The 15,089-nt window shown below is 76.9% G+C and carries 12 protein-coding genes; 6 read left to right on the forward strand and 6 right to left on the reverse strand.

What is annotated here, in order from left to right:
- Nucleotides 1-67: 67 nt before the first annotated feature.
- Together K7640_RS00675 and K7640_RS00680 are read right to left on the reverse strand one after the other, a co-directional pair.
- Nucleotides 68-1,192, reverse strand: coding sequence for an aromatic acid exporter family protein (locus tag K7640_RS00675; protein ID WP_222952669.1), 1,125 nt, complete (start codon nucleotides 1,190-1,192; stop codon nucleotides 68-70).
- Nucleotides 1,193-1,300: 108 nt separating this feature from the next.
- The gene (locus K7640_RS00680; protein WP_222952670.1) at nucleotides 1,301-1,927 is read right to left on the reverse strand and encodes a TetR/AcrR family transcriptional regulator; all 627 of its coding nucleotides are present in this window, start codon (nucleotides 1,925-1,927) and stop codon (nucleotides 1,301-1,303) included.
- A gap of 76 nt (nucleotides 1,928-2,003) precedes the next feature.
- Between K7640_RS00680 and K7640_RS00685 the strand changes: the two genes are divergently transcribed.
- Nucleotides 2,004-3,155, forward strand: coding sequence for an FAD-dependent monooxygenase (locus K7640_RS00685; protein WP_222952671.1), 1,152 nt, complete (start codon nucleotides 2,004-2,006; stop codon nucleotides 3,153-3,155).
- Between the two features lie 3 nt (nucleotides 3,156-3,158).
- On the opposite strand, the gene K7640_RS00690 is transcribed toward K7640_RS00685, so the two are convergent.
- Nucleotides 3,159-4,187: an adenosine deaminase family protein gene (locus K7640_RS00690; protein WP_222952672.1), complete on the reverse strand. Its 1,029-nt coding sequence runs from the start codon at nucleotides 4,185-4,187 to the stop codon at nucleotides 3,159-3,161.
- A 156-nt stretch (nucleotides 4,188-4,343) separates the two neighbouring features.
- Between K7640_RS00690 and K7640_RS00695 the strand changes: the two genes are divergently transcribed.
- Entirely contained in the window at nucleotides 4,344-4,952 is a 609-nt protein-coding gene (locus K7640_RS00695; protein ID WP_222952673.1) for a glycine zipper family protein, read from the forward strand.
- A gap of 10 nt (nucleotides 4,953-4,962) precedes the next feature.
- Here the strand turns inward: K7640_RS00695 and K7640_RS00700 are convergent, their stop codons facing one another.
- Nucleotides 4,963-5,577 (reverse strand): DedA family protein, encoded by a 615-nt coding sequence (locus K7640_RS00700; protein ID WP_222952674.1) that lies wholly within the window; start codon nucleotides 5,575-5,577, stop codon nucleotides 4,963-4,965.
- A gap of 109 nt (nucleotides 5,578-5,686) precedes the next feature.
- On the opposite strand from K7640_RS00700, the gene K7640_RS00705 reads away from it, so the two are divergent.
- Nucleotides 5,687-6,409: an HD domain-containing protein gene (locus K7640_RS00705; protein ID WP_222952675.1), complete on the forward strand. Its 723-nt coding sequence runs from the start codon at nucleotides 5,687-5,689 to the stop codon at nucleotides 6,407-6,409.
- 111 nt (nucleotides 6,410-6,520) lie between these two features.
- Here K7640_RS00705 and K7640_RS00710 read toward each other — a convergent pair whose 3' ends face one another.
- On the reverse strand, nucleotides 6,521-9,463 hold the full coding sequence (locus K7640_RS00710; RefSeq protein ID WP_222952676.1) for a M36 family metallopeptidase: 2,943 nt from the start codon (nucleotides 9,461-9,463) through the stop codon (nucleotides 6,521-6,523).
- Between the two features lie 179 nt (nucleotides 9,464-9,642).
- On the opposite strand from K7640_RS00710, the gene K7640_RS00715 reads away from it, so the two are divergent.
- The gene (locus K7640_RS00715; protein WP_222952677.1) at nucleotides 9,643-12,393 is read left to right on the forward strand and encodes an AAA domain-containing protein; all 2,751 of its coding nucleotides are present in this window, start codon (nucleotides 9,643-9,645) and stop codon (nucleotides 12,391-12,393) included.
- Nucleotides 12,394-12,417: 24 nt separating this feature from the next.
- Here the strand turns inward: K7640_RS00715 and K7640_RS00720 are convergent, their stop codons facing one another.
- Nucleotides 12,418-13,419: a PHB depolymerase family esterase gene (locus K7640_RS00720; RefSeq protein WP_222952678.1), complete on the reverse strand. Its 1,002-nt coding sequence runs from the start codon at nucleotides 13,417-13,419 to the stop codon at nucleotides 12,418-12,420.
- Nucleotides 13,420-13,548: 129 nt separating this feature from the next.
- Here K7640_RS00720 and K7640_RS00725 point away from each other — a divergent pair, with 129 nt between their 5' ends.
- Together K7640_RS00725 and K7640_RS00730 are read left to right on the forward strand one after the other, a co-directional pair.
- Entirely contained in the window at nucleotides 13,549-14,214 is a 666-nt protein-coding gene (locus K7640_RS00725; protein WP_222952679.1) for a TetR/AcrR family transcriptional regulator, read from the forward strand.
- Between the two features lie 3 nt (nucleotides 14,215-14,217).
- Nucleotides 14,218-15,081, forward strand: a complete 864-nt coding sequence (locus K7640_RS00730) for an alpha/beta fold hydrolase (RefSeq protein WP_222952680.1) — start codon at nucleotides 14,218-14,220, stop codon at nucleotides 15,079-15,081.
- The last annotated feature ends 8 nt before the right edge of the window (nucleotides 15,082-15,089 follow it).

The following is a 15,089-nucleotide window of genomic DNA, read 5'->3' on the forward strand; positions in this document are numbered from 1 at the left end:
GCAGCAGGACGGGCGCAGCGCCGAGTGCGGCAGCCGGGGGCAGCCGGGCGGCGACGGTCCGGGCGCCTCAGCGGGTGGCCAGGCCGATCGCCTCGTCGACCCGGTCCAGCACCGTCGGGTCGTCGTCGGTGGCGAGCCCGCGCAGCAGGTCGATCGCGGTGGCCCGGACCTGACCGATGATCATGGCGAGCGGCAGGGTGGGTCTCGGCAGGAAGAGCCGCCCGGCGACGCGTACGGCGGTCAGCGCGGCCTCCTCGGCGCGCGCGGCGTGCCGGTCGGCGTCGGTGTCGGCGCCGGTGAGGTCGGCGGCGAGCGCCTCGCCGCCGGCGCGGACCGCCTCGGCGAGGCCACGGACGGCGGTCGGGAGGTCGGCCGGGATCGCGGCCGGGTGGCGGGTGAGGGTGACCCCGGCCCGGGCGAGCACCCGCACATTGCGGACCACGTAGTCGATCTGCCGGATCGACGCGTCGACCGAGCGCAGCCGGCCCAGGTGCCGGCGGCGCCGCACGTTGAGCCGGACCGCCTCGCCGGCGGCGAGTACGGCGTCGCGCAGCCGCTGCACCGCCGCGTCGGCCCGCCGGGCCCGCTCCAGCGCGGCGAGGGCGGCCCGCTCGTCGTCGTGGTCCAGCGCCGCCGCGATCTCCTCCAGCAGGTCGCCGAGTTCCCGGAAGGTCTGCCGGAACTCGGCGACCAGCGGGGCGAGCGGCCGCCGGGCGTCGATGAGCTGGCTGGCCGCCAGGGCCACCGCGCCGCCGATCAGCGCGTCCACGAACCGGAACGGCACCAGCGACTCGGTCGGCGGCGAGACCACGACCAGGTAGAGCGCGGAGACGGCGGCCTGCACCACGCTGACGCTGCTGGCGCCGATCGCCACGGCCAGGGTCACGGTGAGCAGGATGACGGTGAACACGGTCCAGGTGGTGCGCGGGCCGAGGGCCTGCACCACCAGGTCGGCGACGAGCACGCCCGCCGCCACCCCGAGCACCACCTCGACGGCGCGGCGGGTGCGCTGGCCGCGGGCCTGGCCGAGCACGATCAGCGCGGCGGCGGGCGCGAAGAACGGCTGCGGGTGGCCGACCAGCCGGGTGGCCAGCATCCAGGCGATCGTCGCGGCCAGGGTGGCCTCCACGACGGGCAGCCAGCCCTGCCGCACCCGCCGCAGGCCGGTCTCCAGCCACCGCCACCGCCGCATCGCGCCTCCCGCCGGTTGATCGACTTACCCAGGGTGCTCCTCGACAGGCCCGTTGGCCAGGGCGGGTGCGGATCGGGGCCGGCCGCGCCGGGACGGCCGGGGCCGGTCTCAGGTGCCGGTGAAGGCCCGCAGTGCGGAGCGGACCCCGGCGCGCAGGTCGGCCCGGCTCTCCGGGCTGCCGGGCGGCGGGGCGCCGAGCGCGCCGGCGCCGACCAGCCGGTCGAAGAGCAGGCCGTCGACGAACGCGACGAACTGGTCGCCCTGCCGGCGCGGGTCGGGGGCGCCCGCCTGGGTGAGCAACTGCCGGGCCTGCACCCGCAGCACGGTGCCGTGCTCCAGGATGCGGCGCAGCTCCGGGCGGTGCACCGCCTCCAGCAGGCAGGCGTACCGGGCCAGGGTGCGGTCGCGTCCGGTGGTCAGCCACCGGTCCAGCAGCTCGGCGATGCCGGTGGCGAGCCGGTCGAGGTCCGCCGCGTCGAGCGGCCCGGTGGGCGGGGCGGCCGGGTCGGTGGGCAGCGCGTGGGCGGCCAGGTCGAGCCGGTCCAGCTCGACCAGGCGGCGCACCACCGCCTCGATCAACGCCTGCCGGGTCCGCAGGTAGGCCGAGGTGGTGCCGAGCGGTACGCCGGCCCGCGCGTCGACGGCCCGGTGGGTGAGGGCCCGCATCCCGCCCTCGGCGAGCAGCGCGACGGCCGCGTCGGCCAGCAACGCCACCCGGTCCGTCCGACCGCCCATGCCCGTCCCCCATCCGTCGTTCTACGGCTGTAGTATGCCGTTCTACGGATGTAGAAGGACCGGGGAGGGCACCGACATGGGTGAGGCGATCGTGGTCGGCGGCGGCATCGGCGGCCTCGCCGCGGCCGTGGCGCTGCACCGGCACGGCTGGCGGGTCACCGTCCTGGAACGCGCCGCGGTGGCCGGCGAGGTCGGGGCCGGGCTGTCGCTGATGGCCAACGGCCTGCGCGCGCTGGACGCGCTCGGCCTCGGCGCCGCCGTCCGCGCCCGCGGCCGGGCCGACACCCCCGGCGGGCTGCGGGACCGCACCGGCCGGTGGCTGTCGAGGGTGGACGGGGACCAGCTCGAACGGATGCTCGGCACCCGGGCGGTCGGCGTCCACCGCGCCGACCTGCACGCCCTGCTGCGCACCGCGCTGCCGGCGGGGGCACTGGTCACCGGCGCCCGGGTGGGGGACGTCGACCCGTCCACCGGCGAGGTGCGCCACCACCACGCGGCGGGCGTCACCACGATCCGGGGCGACCTGGTGGTCGGCGCCGACGGCCTGCGCAGCGCCGTGCGCGCCCGGCTGTGGCCGGACCTCCCACCCCCGGTGTACGCCGGCTCCACCGCCTGGCGGGCGGTGGTGACCTGGCCGGAGCCGCTGCCGACCGAGGTGACCTGGGGCCCGGGCGCCGAGTTCGGCATCGTGCCGATGGGCGACGGGCGGGTCTACTGGTACGGGGCGGTCACCGCCCCGCCCGGCGGGCAGGCCCCGGACGAGCTGGCCGAGGTGCGGCGCCGCTTCGGCTCCTGGCACGAGCCGATCCCGGCCCTGCTCGACGCCACCGCGCCGGCGGCGGTGCTCCGCCACGACCTGCACCACCTTGCCGAGCCGCTGCCGTCGTACGTGCGGGGCCGGGTGGCGCTGCTCGGCGACGCGGCGCACGCGATGACCCCGAACCTCGGGCAGGGCGCCCAGCAGGCCCTGGAGGACGCGGTGGTGCTCGGCGCGGCCTGCGCCGGCGGACCCGGCCGGCTGCCGGACGCGCTGGACAGCTACGACCGGCAGCGCCGTCCGCGCAGCCAGGAGGTGGCCCGGGCCTCGCTGCGCGCCGGCCGGTTCGGCCAGCAGCTGCGCAACCCGCTCGCGGTGGCCGCCCGCGCCATGCTGCTGCGGCTCACCCCGCCCCGCGCGGCGCTACGCGCGATGGCCCGGTACGCCGACTGGACACCCCCGGCGAGCTGACCGTCAGCGACCCGGCACACCGGCCTGGTCGCCCGGCTCGGCCGCCGTGCGCGGCACCGGCGCGGCCGGCCCGTACGCCCGCCGGCCGAGGGCGGCCAGCCGGTCCCGGGTGACGTCGGCGCAGAGCGCCCCGGCCAGACCCGAGGCGTACGCGGTGGCGGCGTCCACCCCCAGCCGGGCGGCCACCGCGTACTCCCCGGCGAGGGTGACGTCGAAGATGGCCGGATCGTCGGTGGAGATCGAACAGCGGACCCCGGCGGCGGTGAGCACGGTCAGCGGGTGCGGGCGGTCCGGCGCGGCGGCGCCGAGCCGGACGTTCGACGTCGGGGTCACGTCGAGCACGGTGCCGGCGGCGGCCAGCTCGTCGACCAGCCGTGGATCCTCGACCGCGCGGACCCCGTGCCGGATCCGGACCGCGCCCATCGCCAGCACCTCGCGCACCGCCGCCGGGCCGGCCGCCTCCCCGGCGTGCGGCACGAACGGCAGGCCGCCGTCGCGGGCGATCCGGGCCACCCCGGCGTAGGGCAGGGTGGGGAACCGCCCCTCCGCGCCGGACAGGCCGAAGCCGACCACGCCCCGGCCGGCGAACCGGGTCGCCACCCGGGCGGCCTCCTCGGCGACCTCGACGTCGTGGCCCCGGCACACCTGCGGGGTCAGCCCGATCTCGACGCCGTGCCGCTCGCGCGCCTCGGCGGCGGCGTCGCAGCAGGCCGCCAGCACGTCGGCCCAGGCCGCCGGGCCACCCAGGCGCTCCTCGGCGTCCACGATCGGCTCCAGGTAGACCGCGCCGTGCCCGGCGGCCTCCGCCGCGTACGCCAGCAGGGCCCGCCGGTACTGCTCGGGGCCGCGCAGGCACGCGGTGACCCGGTTCCAGATCTCGATGAAGCCGTACAGGTCGGTGAACGCGTATGGCGGGCCGGGGGCGGGCGGGCCGTCGCCGGTGAACTCGGCGAGCAGCGCCGGGCGCAGGGTGCCCTCCAGGTGCACGTGCAGCTCGATCTTCGGGGCGGTGCGCTGGGCCGGATGCAACATGAGTCTCCTCGGGGTGCGGCGCGGCCCGCTCAGCCTGCCAGCGACGGCCGCCGCGGCGCCTCCCCCGCCGGTGGGAACCCCGACCGTCGGCGCGACTTCCGCCCGTGCCGCGCCCGGGCGCACACTTGACGTGGAGCGACCGCCCGGAGGTGACCCGTGGTCTTCGGCATCGTCACCGCCGCCGTGCACAGCCTGCTGGGTGGCGTGCTCGGCGGCTGGCTCGGCGGCCCGGCGGGGGTCGCGGTCGGCGGGGCCGCCGGCCTGCTGCTCGGCGTCCCGTTCGGCTGGGCGGTCGCCGGTGCCCGGTCGTACCGGCCGGACGCGCGGGGCGTGGCGCTCTTCGTGGTCGACCACACCTGGAGCCTGCCCAACACGGTGCTCGGCGCCGGGTACCTCGTCGCGCACCTGGCCGTCGGGCACCGGCTGGACCGGGACGCCTGCCGGCACCGGGGGCGGGTGAACCTGGTGGAGGGCGTCTGGCCCCGGTACGCCACCACGCTCGGCACGGTCTGCGCCGGCGCGGGCCCGGGGGTGCAGCGCCACGAGGACGTGCACATCCTCCAGGCCCGGCTGCTCGGCCCGCTCTACCTGCCGCTGGTGGCGGCCAACTACGTGCTGTTCACGATCGCTCCGGTGTGGCTGCTCTACCACGACCACGCGCGGGCGCCGATCGACCGGGTCCGCCGCTATTTCGAGGTCGGCGTCTATCCGCACACCTGGCACGAGGCGATCGCGTACCGGGTGCAGGGCCGGCCGCCACGCTGACCGGGTCGGGTCAGCCGTCGCGCCGGGCGGCGACCCGGCGCCGCCACACCCGGACCGCGACGACCACGACCACCACCGCGAGCAGCGCCTCACCGCCGAGCCCGAGCCGCCGCTCCAGCACCCGGTACGACGCCCCGGCCAGGTAGCCGAGCACGCTGACCGCGACGGCCCAGAGCGCGCCGCCGGTCAGGTTGGCCAGGGTGAAGGTGCGCTGCCGGATGCCGCTCATCCCGGCCAGGCCGGGGATCAGCGCGCGCAGCGCCGCCACCCAGCGCCCCAGCACCACCGCCAGCGCGCCGCGCCGGCGGAGCAGGTCCAACGCCCGACGCAACTCCCCCGGGCCGACCAGCCGGCGCGGGATGCGGTCCAGCAGGTGCCGGCCGTACCGGCGGCCGACCAGGTAGCCGGTCTGGTCGCCGACGGCGGCTCCGGCCAGCGCCGCCCCGGCCACCGCCCACAGCGGCAGCCGGCCCTCGTGGGCCAGCACCCCGCCGACCAGGACGGCGATCTCCCCGGGCACGACCAGGCCGAGGAAGGTGGACGCCTCCAGGGCGGGCAGCGCGAAGACCAGCGCCAGGACCAGCGCCGGTGGCAGGGCGAGCAGCAGCTCCAGCAACCGGTCCATGCCGCGATTGTTCCGCGCGGGCGTCGGCCGCCGGGCGGTTGCCGCGACACCCGCCCATCCGGGGACCGCCGGGCCGTGCTCGGGGTGGAAGATCCGCTATAAGTGGTCCATGGATTTCCCCGCGTACCTCGCGACCATGCCGATGCACGCGATCACCGAGATCCACGGGGAGCCCGGGCTGCTGGAACGCTTCCGGCTGGAGGTCGAGGCGTTCGACCCCGGCGACCGGGACCGGCTCACCGAGGCGCTCGACCTCGCCGCCGAGCTGCACCGCGACGACCGGCGGGTCCGCGAGCCGTACCTGAACCACCTGCTGCGGGTGGCGATCCGGATGATGCACCACTACCAGGTGCGCGACGTCGACGTGATCGTCGCCGGGCTGCTGCACGACGCGGTGGAGGACCACCCCGCCGAGCTGGCCGACGCGGGTCCGGCCGGCGACGAGGCGCGGGGGGCGGCGCTGGCCACGCTGGCGGACCGGTTCGGCCCCCGGGTGGCCCGGCTGGTCGCCGCGGTGACCAACCCGGTGTACGACCCCGACCGGGACCGGGACACGCAGTACCGCGAGCACGTGGCGGCCAGCCTCGACGCGGAGCCCTGGGCGCGGGTCATCAAGGTCTCCGACTTCACCGACAACGGGGTCGGCGTGATCCACACCGTCGGGCCCAAGGTGGCCCGATCGGCGGCGAAGTACCGCCCGCTGGTGCCGGTCTTCCGGGAGCTGGTCGGCCGGCCGGACACCCCGCTGTCACCGGCGGTGAAGCGGCACATCTTCGCCCAGCTCGACCTGGCCGAGGAGCGGTTCGCCGCGATCCTCGACCAGCCCGGCTGACCGGCCGCGTCCGAATCACCGCGGGCCGGCCGCCTCCGCGCGGCCCGGTGGCGCCGGCTGCGTCCGGACCGGGCCGGTGGGTGGTTCCGGCCACCCACCGGCCCGGCTCTGCTAGTGGGCGAACGCCTGGAACTCGGCGATGCGCACGTTGTTGGCCTGCGGGCTGGCCGTCGCGCATTCGGTGTCGGCCCGCGGGTCGGCGTCCTGCTCACCGGCGTAGTCCGGCGCGCCGGTGCACTGGTTGGTCAGCACCTCGACCCGGAGGTGGGTGGCCTTGGTGCGCGGGATGGGGAACGACCGGATGATCAGCTCGGGCGCCCGGGGGCGCGGCGCCACCGACGGGAAGGCGTCCGGCCGGCTGGTGTACACCGGCCGGAAGTTCGCCGGGTCGGTGCAGCGGACCGCGCCCTTGGCCTCACACGCCCAGATCCGGAACTGGCGCAGCGCCGAGAACCGGCTCTGCGTGCCGGCGTCCGGATCGCCGGCGACGGGCGGGCGCAGCATCGCCGAGACCTGCACCCGGCGCACCTGCTGGACGCCGCCGGCCAGGTCGACGGTGACCTGCTTGCCGGCCACCGGGCTGCCCAGCGACGCCCAGTTGGTCGCCTCGTCGTCGTCGGTCAGCTGGGCCAGGTTGACCCCGTCGCCGGTGGCGACCGCGCCGGCCGCGGCGGAGGCGAGGTTGGGCCGCAGCCGCACCGGCAGGGCGCGTACCTGCCCGGCCCGCACGGTGACCGGGCCGATCCGGACGTGCCCGTGGCCGGGGGCCCGGACCACGAACTCGTACCGGCCGGGAACCAGGCGCACCTCATCGGTCAGCGGCGTGGCCGCGTCGGTGTCGGCCACCGGCACCGCCCGCGCCTGGTACCGGCCGACGAACAGCTGCGCGCCGGGCACGATCCCGCCGCCGTCGACCGGCAGGAAGCGCAGCGTCGCCTCCTTGGCGTACGGCGAGGTGAAGCCGGGGGTCGGGTCCGGGTCGCCGTTGCCGACGCTGGCCGCCGCCTCGCCGAGCCCGCGCTTGGCGAACGCGTTCCACAGCAGGTCCTGGTTGGCCCCGCCGAAGCGGATCCGGTCGGCGGCGAGCATCGCGTCCCGGGCGTCGACCATGCTCACCTGGCTGACCGCCATCAGCAGGAACGAGTCGAAGACCAGCTGGATCCAGCGCCGGTTGCCGGGGCAGGCGGTCACCGGGGTGGCGCCGGTGGCGCAGGACTTCTGCCGGGCCGCGGTGCCGGCGCCGTAGCGGGCCATCATCGCGGCGCGGATGTCGGTGTTGGTGGCGGTCCACACCTCACCGGAGGCGTGCACCTGGAGCCCGACGAAGTCGTAGTCGACGCTGCTGTAGTTGAGCGGGCTCTGGCTCATGTTGTAGTTGCGGATGCCGGCCACCGGGTCGCCGGTGGTGTACTCGCCGATGGTGAACCCGCGCCGCCCCGGCGGGGCGTACCCGTGTTCGTAGAGGTATTCCATGGCCAGTTGGTCCGACCAGCTCTCGCTCATCCCCTGCGGTGAGCTGACGCCCGCGTTCGGGCCGGCGATCATGCGGTTGGTGACGGCGTGGCCGTACTCGTGGGCGATCACCGACATGTCGTAGTCGCCGTCCACGCAGGGCGCGTAGAAGGAGCCGGCGATCGGCTGCCACAGGTACATGTTGGTGATCGGGGCGACCCCGTCCGGCGGGGTGATCTGGTTGGCGTTGTCCCGGGCGGCGAAGGTGGGCGGCCCGCCGCTGACCCCGCCGGCCTGGGCGTTGCCCTGCTCCGGGTCGTCGCCGGCCCCGCCGCGGCCGAAGTTGTCCTGCTGGAGGTTCCAGGTGGACTCGGTGAAGCCCAGGTGGTAGGTCCAGTCGTGCATCCGGTTGTGCATGGCGAACAGGTTCGCCCGCGCCGCGTCGATGTCGTTGGCCCGCGGCGAGGTGAAGGTGTCCGGGTGGCAGGACTCCTCGTACCACTGGTTGGTCCACGGGTAGGTGTAGTTGCGGTCCGGCCGGGGCGTCGCCGACTCGGTGCCCACGCTGTACGGGTCGTTGCTGAACCAGTTGTGCACGGCGATCGCGTTGTTGCCCCGGGTGGTGTGCGTCGACGTGCCGGTGGCCGGGTCGACGTCCCAGGCGAGCGGGGAGGCCGCCGTGCCGACCACCTCGGCGCAGCCCGCGCCGGCCTGGAAGCACCAGCGGGACCGGGTGTCGACCGTGGCGTGGTTGGTGGGCGGGGTGTTCGGGAAGGCGTCCCAGCGCGGGTTGTCGGCGTCGTGGTCGACCAGGTCCTCGCGGACCAGCACCGCGCCGTCGCGGGCGTCCACGTAGGTGGAGTAGGCGACGGGTTCGCCACCGCGCAGGTCCGCCCCGAGCACCACCTCGTAGGCGGCGCGGGCGCCCCGGTCGGCGGTGGGCACCGCGACCAGCGCGGTCCGCAGCACCGTCGCGCCGGTCAGCCCCGAGTCGGCGACGGCGCGTTCCCGGGCCTGGGCCGCGGTGAGGGTGGCCGGCGCGGGGGCCGCCGCGTCCCGGGCCAGCGAGGAGCTGACGTGCCAGACCGCCCCGGCGCGGACGCCGATGGCGACGATGCCGTCCACCGCCGCGGGCAGGTCACCGAAGCGCTGGCGCAGCACGACGGTGGCGCCCTGCCCCATCGGGGCCACGGTCAGTGTCTCCAGCGCGGTCACGCCGGCCTCGGTCAGCCCGAGCAGGTCACGGTTGGCCGCCAGGTAGGCCCGGGCGGTGGCCTCGGGCGCGGTGGGCAGCCCGGTGGCCAGCGGGGCGCCGGTGGCGGTCAGGGTGGCCGGGGTGCCGAAGTCGGTCCAGCGGACCCGGGCGCCGGCCTGGGCGGCCCGGTCGCGTTGGCGGGCGGTGGGGGCCAGCCGGCCGGTGCGGTTGTCGCGGCTGCCGGTCGCGGTCCGGTCGCCGGGCAGGTGGCCGGGGCCGGCCTCGGCCCGGGCGGGACGGTCCTCATCGGGTGGTGCTGCCTGGCCGGTGGCGCCGCCGGTCAGGACCAGCCCCGCCGCCAGCAGCAGCGCGGTGGTCCCGGCGAGCGCGCGGGTGGGTCTGCGCACGGTCTCTCCTGTCGTCGAACAGCGATGTCCGTCTCTGCCATCCGACCAGTCGATCCGGCCCGCCGGCATGGGCCGAACATCTACAAATGCCCCAGCGGAGATGAATAGCCCCGGCCGGTGCGGGACGGCACCCGGCGCGGTCCGCGCGGCGTCCCGGCGTACGGCAGAATCGGCGGGCGATGCAGCCGGCGACGATCCTGTCCGCGCTCGCCGACCTGGCCCCGGCCGGTGCCGAGCGGGTCTTCGACGTGTCCGGCCCGGGCCGTCCCCTGGTCTGGCTGCCCGCCCCGGACCGGGCGCCCCGCGACGCCCGGCTGGACCGGCTCGCCGCCCTGGACACCCTGCACCGCGACGAGCGGATCCTGCGCCGGGGGCTGGCCTTCGTGGTCGGTGGGGTGGACACCGACGCCGGGCGACGGCGGGTCCGCACGCCGCTGCTGACCCAGCCGGTGCGGCTGGAGCGGACGCTGCGCGGCTACCGGGTGGTCCCCGCCGGTGACCTGGAACTCACCGCGCTGATCGCCGACCGCGCGCTGGCCTCCCGGTTGGAGACCGCGCCGGGGCTGGCCGAGCCGGGCTGGCTGGGCGCGTCCGGCACCACGGCCTGGCTGCGGACGGCGGCGGAGGCGGCCGGGTTGGCGGTGGCCGAGGTCGCCGGGCGGGCGCCGGCCCGGATCGACGAGGGCCGGCTGGTCGGGATCACCGCCGCCGCGCTCTTCGTCAGCCGCGACGTGGTGGCCGGCGGGCTGCGCGACACCCTGCTGAGCTGGGCGGGCCGGCCGGGGCTCGCGGACACCGCGCTGGCCCGGGTGTACGCCGACGCCGCACCGGACGTGGCCGGGCCGGCCGAGGACGGCGAGGTGCTGTCGCCGCTGCCGTTGAACGCGGCCCAGCGGGACGTGGTGCGGCGGGTCCGGACCGAGCCGCTGGTGGTGGTCTCCGGACCGCCCGGCACCGGCAAGAGCCACACCCTGGTCGCCGCCGCGCTGGACGTCGTGGACCGGGGCGGCTCGGTGCTGGTGGCGACCCGTTCGGTGCACGCGGCGGACGTGCTGGGCGAGCTGCTGCGCCGGCAGCCCGGCCCGACGCCGGTGCTGTTCGGGGACGCGGAGCGGCGCGAGGCGATCGCCGGGGAGCTGGCCGGTGGCGCGCCCGCCGGGCCGGACGACGAGCGGTTGCGGGCCGACGCGGCGGCGGTGGCCGCGGCCCGGGACCGGGTGGCGGCGATCCGGGCCGGCATCGCCGCGGCGCTGGAGGATGAACGGTGCGCCGCCGAGCTGCCCACCTGGCAGCCGCTGCTGACCGCGCTCACCGCCGCCGCGCCCAGGCTGTTCGACCCGGGCGCCGACCTGCCGGCGGCCCGCGCCGCGCTGGCCGGGTCCGAGGCCGACGGGGACGGCTGGTGGCAGCGGTGGCGTCGGGGAAGGGCCCGCCGCCGGCTGGCCCGGCTGACCGGCGCCGCGGTGGACGTACCCGTGGATCGGCTGCGGTCGGCGGTGCGCGCGGCGACGGCGGTGCGGGCGGCGGCGCGGCTGGCCGCGACCGGCGGCGCCGACCTGGCCGCCGCCTGGCGGGCGCTGGTGGCGGCGGACGACGCGCTCGCCGTCGCGGTGGGCACGGCGATGCGGCACCGGGCGGCCGGCGCGCACCGGTGGGACGGCCCGGCCCGGCGCAGCGCGGCGGCGCTCGGCGCGGCGCTGCGGGCCGGGCGCAACCGGCGGCGGGAACTGCTGGCCGACCTGGACGCCCCGGGGCTGGTCCGGGCGCTGCCGCTGTGGGTCGGCACGGTCACCGATGTGGAGGATCTGCTGCCTCCGGTGCCCGGCATGTTCGATCTGGTGGTGCTGGACGAGGCGGCGCACGTCGACCAGTTGCGGGCGGCGCCGGTGCTGGCCCGGGCCCGCCGGGCGCTGGTCGCCGGCGATCCGCGCCAGCTGCGGTTCGTCTCCTTCGTCGCCGACGTGGACGTCGCGGCCACCCTGCACCGGCACGGGCTGGCCACGCTGGCCGACCGGCTCGACGTGCGCCGCTCCAGCGCGTTCGACGTGGCGGCGGGGGCGGCGCCGGTGACCTGGCTCGGTGAGCACTACCGCTCCGCGCCGCACCTGATCGAGTTCTCCGCGCGGCGGTTCTACGCCGGGCGGCTGGAGCTGGTCACCCGGCATCCGCGCAACGAGCGCGCCGACGTCATCGACGTGCTCCGGGTGGCCGGCGCGACGGTGGTCGACGGGGTGAACCGGGCCGAGGTGGACGCCGTGCTCGACCTGATCGGCAAGCTGGCCGACGACCCGCCGGGCGGGATCGCGGTCATCAGCCCGTTCCGGGGGCAGGCCGACGCGCTGGAGGCGGCGCTGCTGTCCGGCTACGACGCGGAGCAGATCGAACGGCTGGGGTTGCGCTCCGGCACCGTGCACGGCTTCCAGGGCAGCGAGGCGGAGCTGGTGATCGTCTCGCTCGGGCTGGTCGACGGCGACCCGCCGGCCCGGCACCGGTTCGTGGCCGAGCCCAACCTGTTCAACGTGCTGGTCACCCGGGCCCGCCGCCGGCTGACCGTGGTCACCTCGCTGAGCGCCGTCGAGGGCCTGGTCGGTGACTACCTCCGGTACGCCGAGCAGGGCCCGACGCCGCCGGCCACGGCGCCGGAGCCCGACGACGGCTGGGCGGGGCGGCTCGCCGCGGAGCTGCGCCGGCTGGGGCTGCCGGTGCGGGCCGGGTATCCGGTCGGGCGGTGGCGGGTGGACCTCTGCGTCGGCGACGGCGAGGCGGCCGTGGGGGTGATCTGCGCGGTGCACCCGGACGGGGTGGCCGCGCACCTGGCGCGGCAGCGGACCCTGCTGCGCGCCGGCTGGCGGCTGGCCGACGGCTTCCCCGGCCGCTGGGCCGACGATCCGGTGCGCGCGGCGTTGGAGGTGGCCTCCCGGATGGGCTGACACCCGCCCGGGTGCCCGGGGTGCTCACCGGCGGGGATGGGCCAGGAAAAAGTCCCAGCTCAGGCCGCTGGCGTCCGGGCCGGTCGGGTCGCCGTACAGGCTGCACGAGCAACCGCCGGGGTAGACGTGGCCGGCCCCGTCGATCAGGTACTTCTCGATCAGCACCGTGCCGTCGGGACCGTGGTGCACCGAGCGGGTGTAGGTGCGACCGCCGGGGACCTGTCCGCGTTCGATTCGGCTCGGGGTGGCGGTGACGTCACCGTCGTCGAGCCCGTCGTAGGCGAGGTCGTCGGTCTGCGCCCACTGCCCGACGATCCGGTCGGCGGTGGCAGGCGCGACCACCGGGTCGGCGCCGCCCTGGAAGACCAGCACCGGCACCGGGCGGGCCCGGGCGCCCATCTCCCGCCAGGCGTCCAGCCCGGCCTGGTCGGGCGAGCGGAGGCGCAGCACGTCGCACTCGTACTCGCAGCCGGCGACGGTGGCCGCGGCGGCGTACAGGTCGGGGTACGTCACGGCCATGATCACCGACATGACCCCGCCGGCCGAGACGCCGGTGACGTACGTGCGGGCCGGGTCGACGGTCCAGCGGGAGCGCACCAGCTCGGTGATGCCGGCGATGATCGACGGTTCGCCCCGGCCCCGGTGCTGGTTGCTCGACAGTGGCCAGTTCCAGCACTGGGCCGGGTTGGCGAGGGTGGACTGGTCGGGGAAGACGACCAGGAAGCCGCGCCGCTCGGCCAGCGCGCTGAACCCGGTCAGCACGTCGAAGCCGACGTCGTTCTCGGTGCACCCGTGCAGCGCCACCAGCAGTGGCATCGGGGTGCCGGGGCGGTAGCTCGAGGGCACGTAGCCGTGATAGTCGCGGATGCCGGCGAGGTTGGCGTAGCTGCCCGCGAACCAGGTGCCGGTGGCCGCCCGGGCGGGAACGGCGGGGGCGGCGAGCAGGGCGAGCAGGACGGTGAGGGCGGTGGTGACGAGCCGGCGCGGTCGGGACGGGACGCGCCGGGCGGGGACCGGATCGGGCATGGCCGTGACTCCTCTGCCGGGACGGATGGCTGCCAATCGATCGGTTGGAAAAGTGGCGGTGGTCACTATCCGCTCCGGTGGTCTACGGTGTCAACCAATCGTTCGGTTGGGGTGGAGGTGAGCGGACCGGTGACACAGCCGCCCTGGAACCCGCGCCGGCTCAGCGCGGTCGCCGCCGACCTGCCCGACGGGGTCACCCCGCCCGGCACCCGGGGCCGCATCCTGCACGCGGCGCTGCGGCTCTTCGCCGAGCGGGGCTTCTTCGGCGCCTCGATCCGCGACATCGCCCGCGAGGTCGGCATCAACTCCGCCACCCTCTACGCCCACTACCCGGGCAAGGAGGACGTCCTCGCCGAGCTGGTCCGGCTCGGGCACGAGGAGCTGCTCACCCGCCTGCGGGCGGCGTCCGAGGCCGCCGCCGACGACCCGGCGGCGCAGTTCGCCGCGCTGGTCCGCGCCCAGGTCCTGGTGCACGCCGACTACCCCCTGCTGGCGCTGGTCGCCAACCAGGAGCTGCACGCCCTCACCCCGGACCGCGCCGCGCCCGCGCTGGCGCTGCGCGAGGACGCCCGCGCGCTGCTGCTGGCCGCCCTGCGCCGCGGCGCCGCCGAGGGCGTGTTCGACGTGGCCGACCTGACCCTCGCCGGCATCGCCGTCGGCAGCCTCGGCCTGCGCGTGGCGAACTGGTTCGGCCCCGACCAGCCGTACACCCGCGACCAGGTGGCCGACGCCTTCGTCGGCTTCGCCCTGCGGCTCGTCGGCGCCCACTCCCGACACTCCCTCCCGGAAGGCTGACCGATGGAACAGGTGAAGGTGGCGGTGCCCGACGGCGCGCTGACCGCGCTCCGGTTCGGCACCGGCCCGAAGATCGCGATCGCCGCGCACGGCATCACCGCCTCCGGCATGGCGTTCCGGTCCGTCGCCCGGCACCTGCCCGACGACTGGACGCTGATCGCGCTCGACCTGCGCGGCCGGGGCGGCAGCAACGAGCTGCCCGGGCCGTACGGGATGTCCCGGCACGCCGAGGACATCTGCGCCGCCGCCGCGCAGTTCGGCCAGGGAGCGCCGGTCGCGCTGGTCGGCCAGTCCATGGGGGCGTACGCGGCCCTGCGCGCCGCCGCCCGCCGACCGGAGCTGTTCACCCGGCTGGTCCTCGTCGACGGCGGCCTGCCGCTGCCGGTGCCCGGCGACGCCGACCTGGACGCGATCCTCACCGCCACGCTCGGCCCGGCCATCGCCCGCCTCGACGAGACGTACCCGTCGGTGCAGGCGTACGTCGACTTCTTCCGGGCGCACCCGGCGCTGGCCGCCGAGTGGAACGACGACCTGACCGCGTACGTCCACTACGACGCGACCGGCCCCGAGGACGCGGTGCGGTCCCGGGTGAACGGCGCGGCGGTGCGCGAGGACGGCCGGGACCTGCTCGCCGAGGCGGCGTCGTTCGGCGACGACCTGCGGGCACTGACCGTGCCCACCGTGCTGCTGCACGCCCCGCGCGGCATGTTCGGCCAGGAGCCCGGCATGCTGCCCGCGCCGCTGGTCACGCACTGGCGGGAGCAGGCCCCGCACCTGGTCACCGAGCTGGTCGACGCCAACCACTACACGATCCTGATGACCGACGGGCCGGCCGCCGTGATCGTCCGCCACCTGACCGCCGGCTGAGGGGGCGA

Origin of the sequence: Micromonospora sp. PLK6-60 (assembly GCF_019890675.1) — a bacterium.
Taxonomy (GTDB): domain Bacteria; phylum Actinomycetota; class Actinomycetes; order Mycobacteriales; family Micromonosporaceae; genus Micromonospora.

What these genes read in the sequence shown, in the direction of transcription:
- K7640_RS00705 (WP_222952675.1), top strand. Translation starts at nt 5,687, where the DNA reads ATGGATTTCCCCGCGTACCTCGCGACCATGCCGATGCACGCGATCACC.
- K7640_RS00675 (WP_222952669.1), bottom strand. Translation starts at nt 1,192, where the DNA reads ATGCGGCGGTGGCGGTGGCTGGAGACCGGCCTGCGGCGGGTGCGGCAG.
- K7640_RS00685 (WP_222952671.1), top strand. Translation starts at nt 2,004, where the DNA reads ATGGGTGAGGCGATCGTGGTCGGCGGCGGCATCGGCGGCCTCGCCGCG.
- K7640_RS00720 (WP_222952678.1), bottom strand. Translation starts at nt 13,419, where the DNA reads ATGCCCGATCCGGTCCCCGCCCGGCGCGTCCCGTCCCGACCGCGCCGG.
- K7640_RS00715 (WP_222952677.1), top strand. Translation starts at nt 9,643, where the DNA reads ATGCAGCCGGCGACGATCCTGTCCGCGCTCGCCGACCTGGCCCCGGCC.
- K7640_RS00680 (WP_222952670.1), bottom strand. Translation starts at nt 1,927, where the DNA reads ATGGGCGGTCGGACGGACCGGGTGGCGTTGCTGGCCGACGCGGCCGTC.
- K7640_RS00700 (WP_222952674.1), bottom strand. Translation starts at nt 5,577, where the DNA reads ATGGACCGGTTGCTGGAGCTGCTGCTCGCCCTGCCACCGGCGCTGGTC.
- K7640_RS00690 (WP_222952672.1), bottom strand. Translation starts at nt 4,187, where the DNA reads ATGTTGCATCCGGCCCAGCGCACCGCCCCGAAGATCGAGCTGCACGTG.
- K7640_RS00730 (WP_222952680.1), top strand. Translation starts at nt 14,218, where the DNA reads ATGGAACAGGTGAAGGTGGCGGTGCCCGACGGCGCGCTGACCGCGCTC.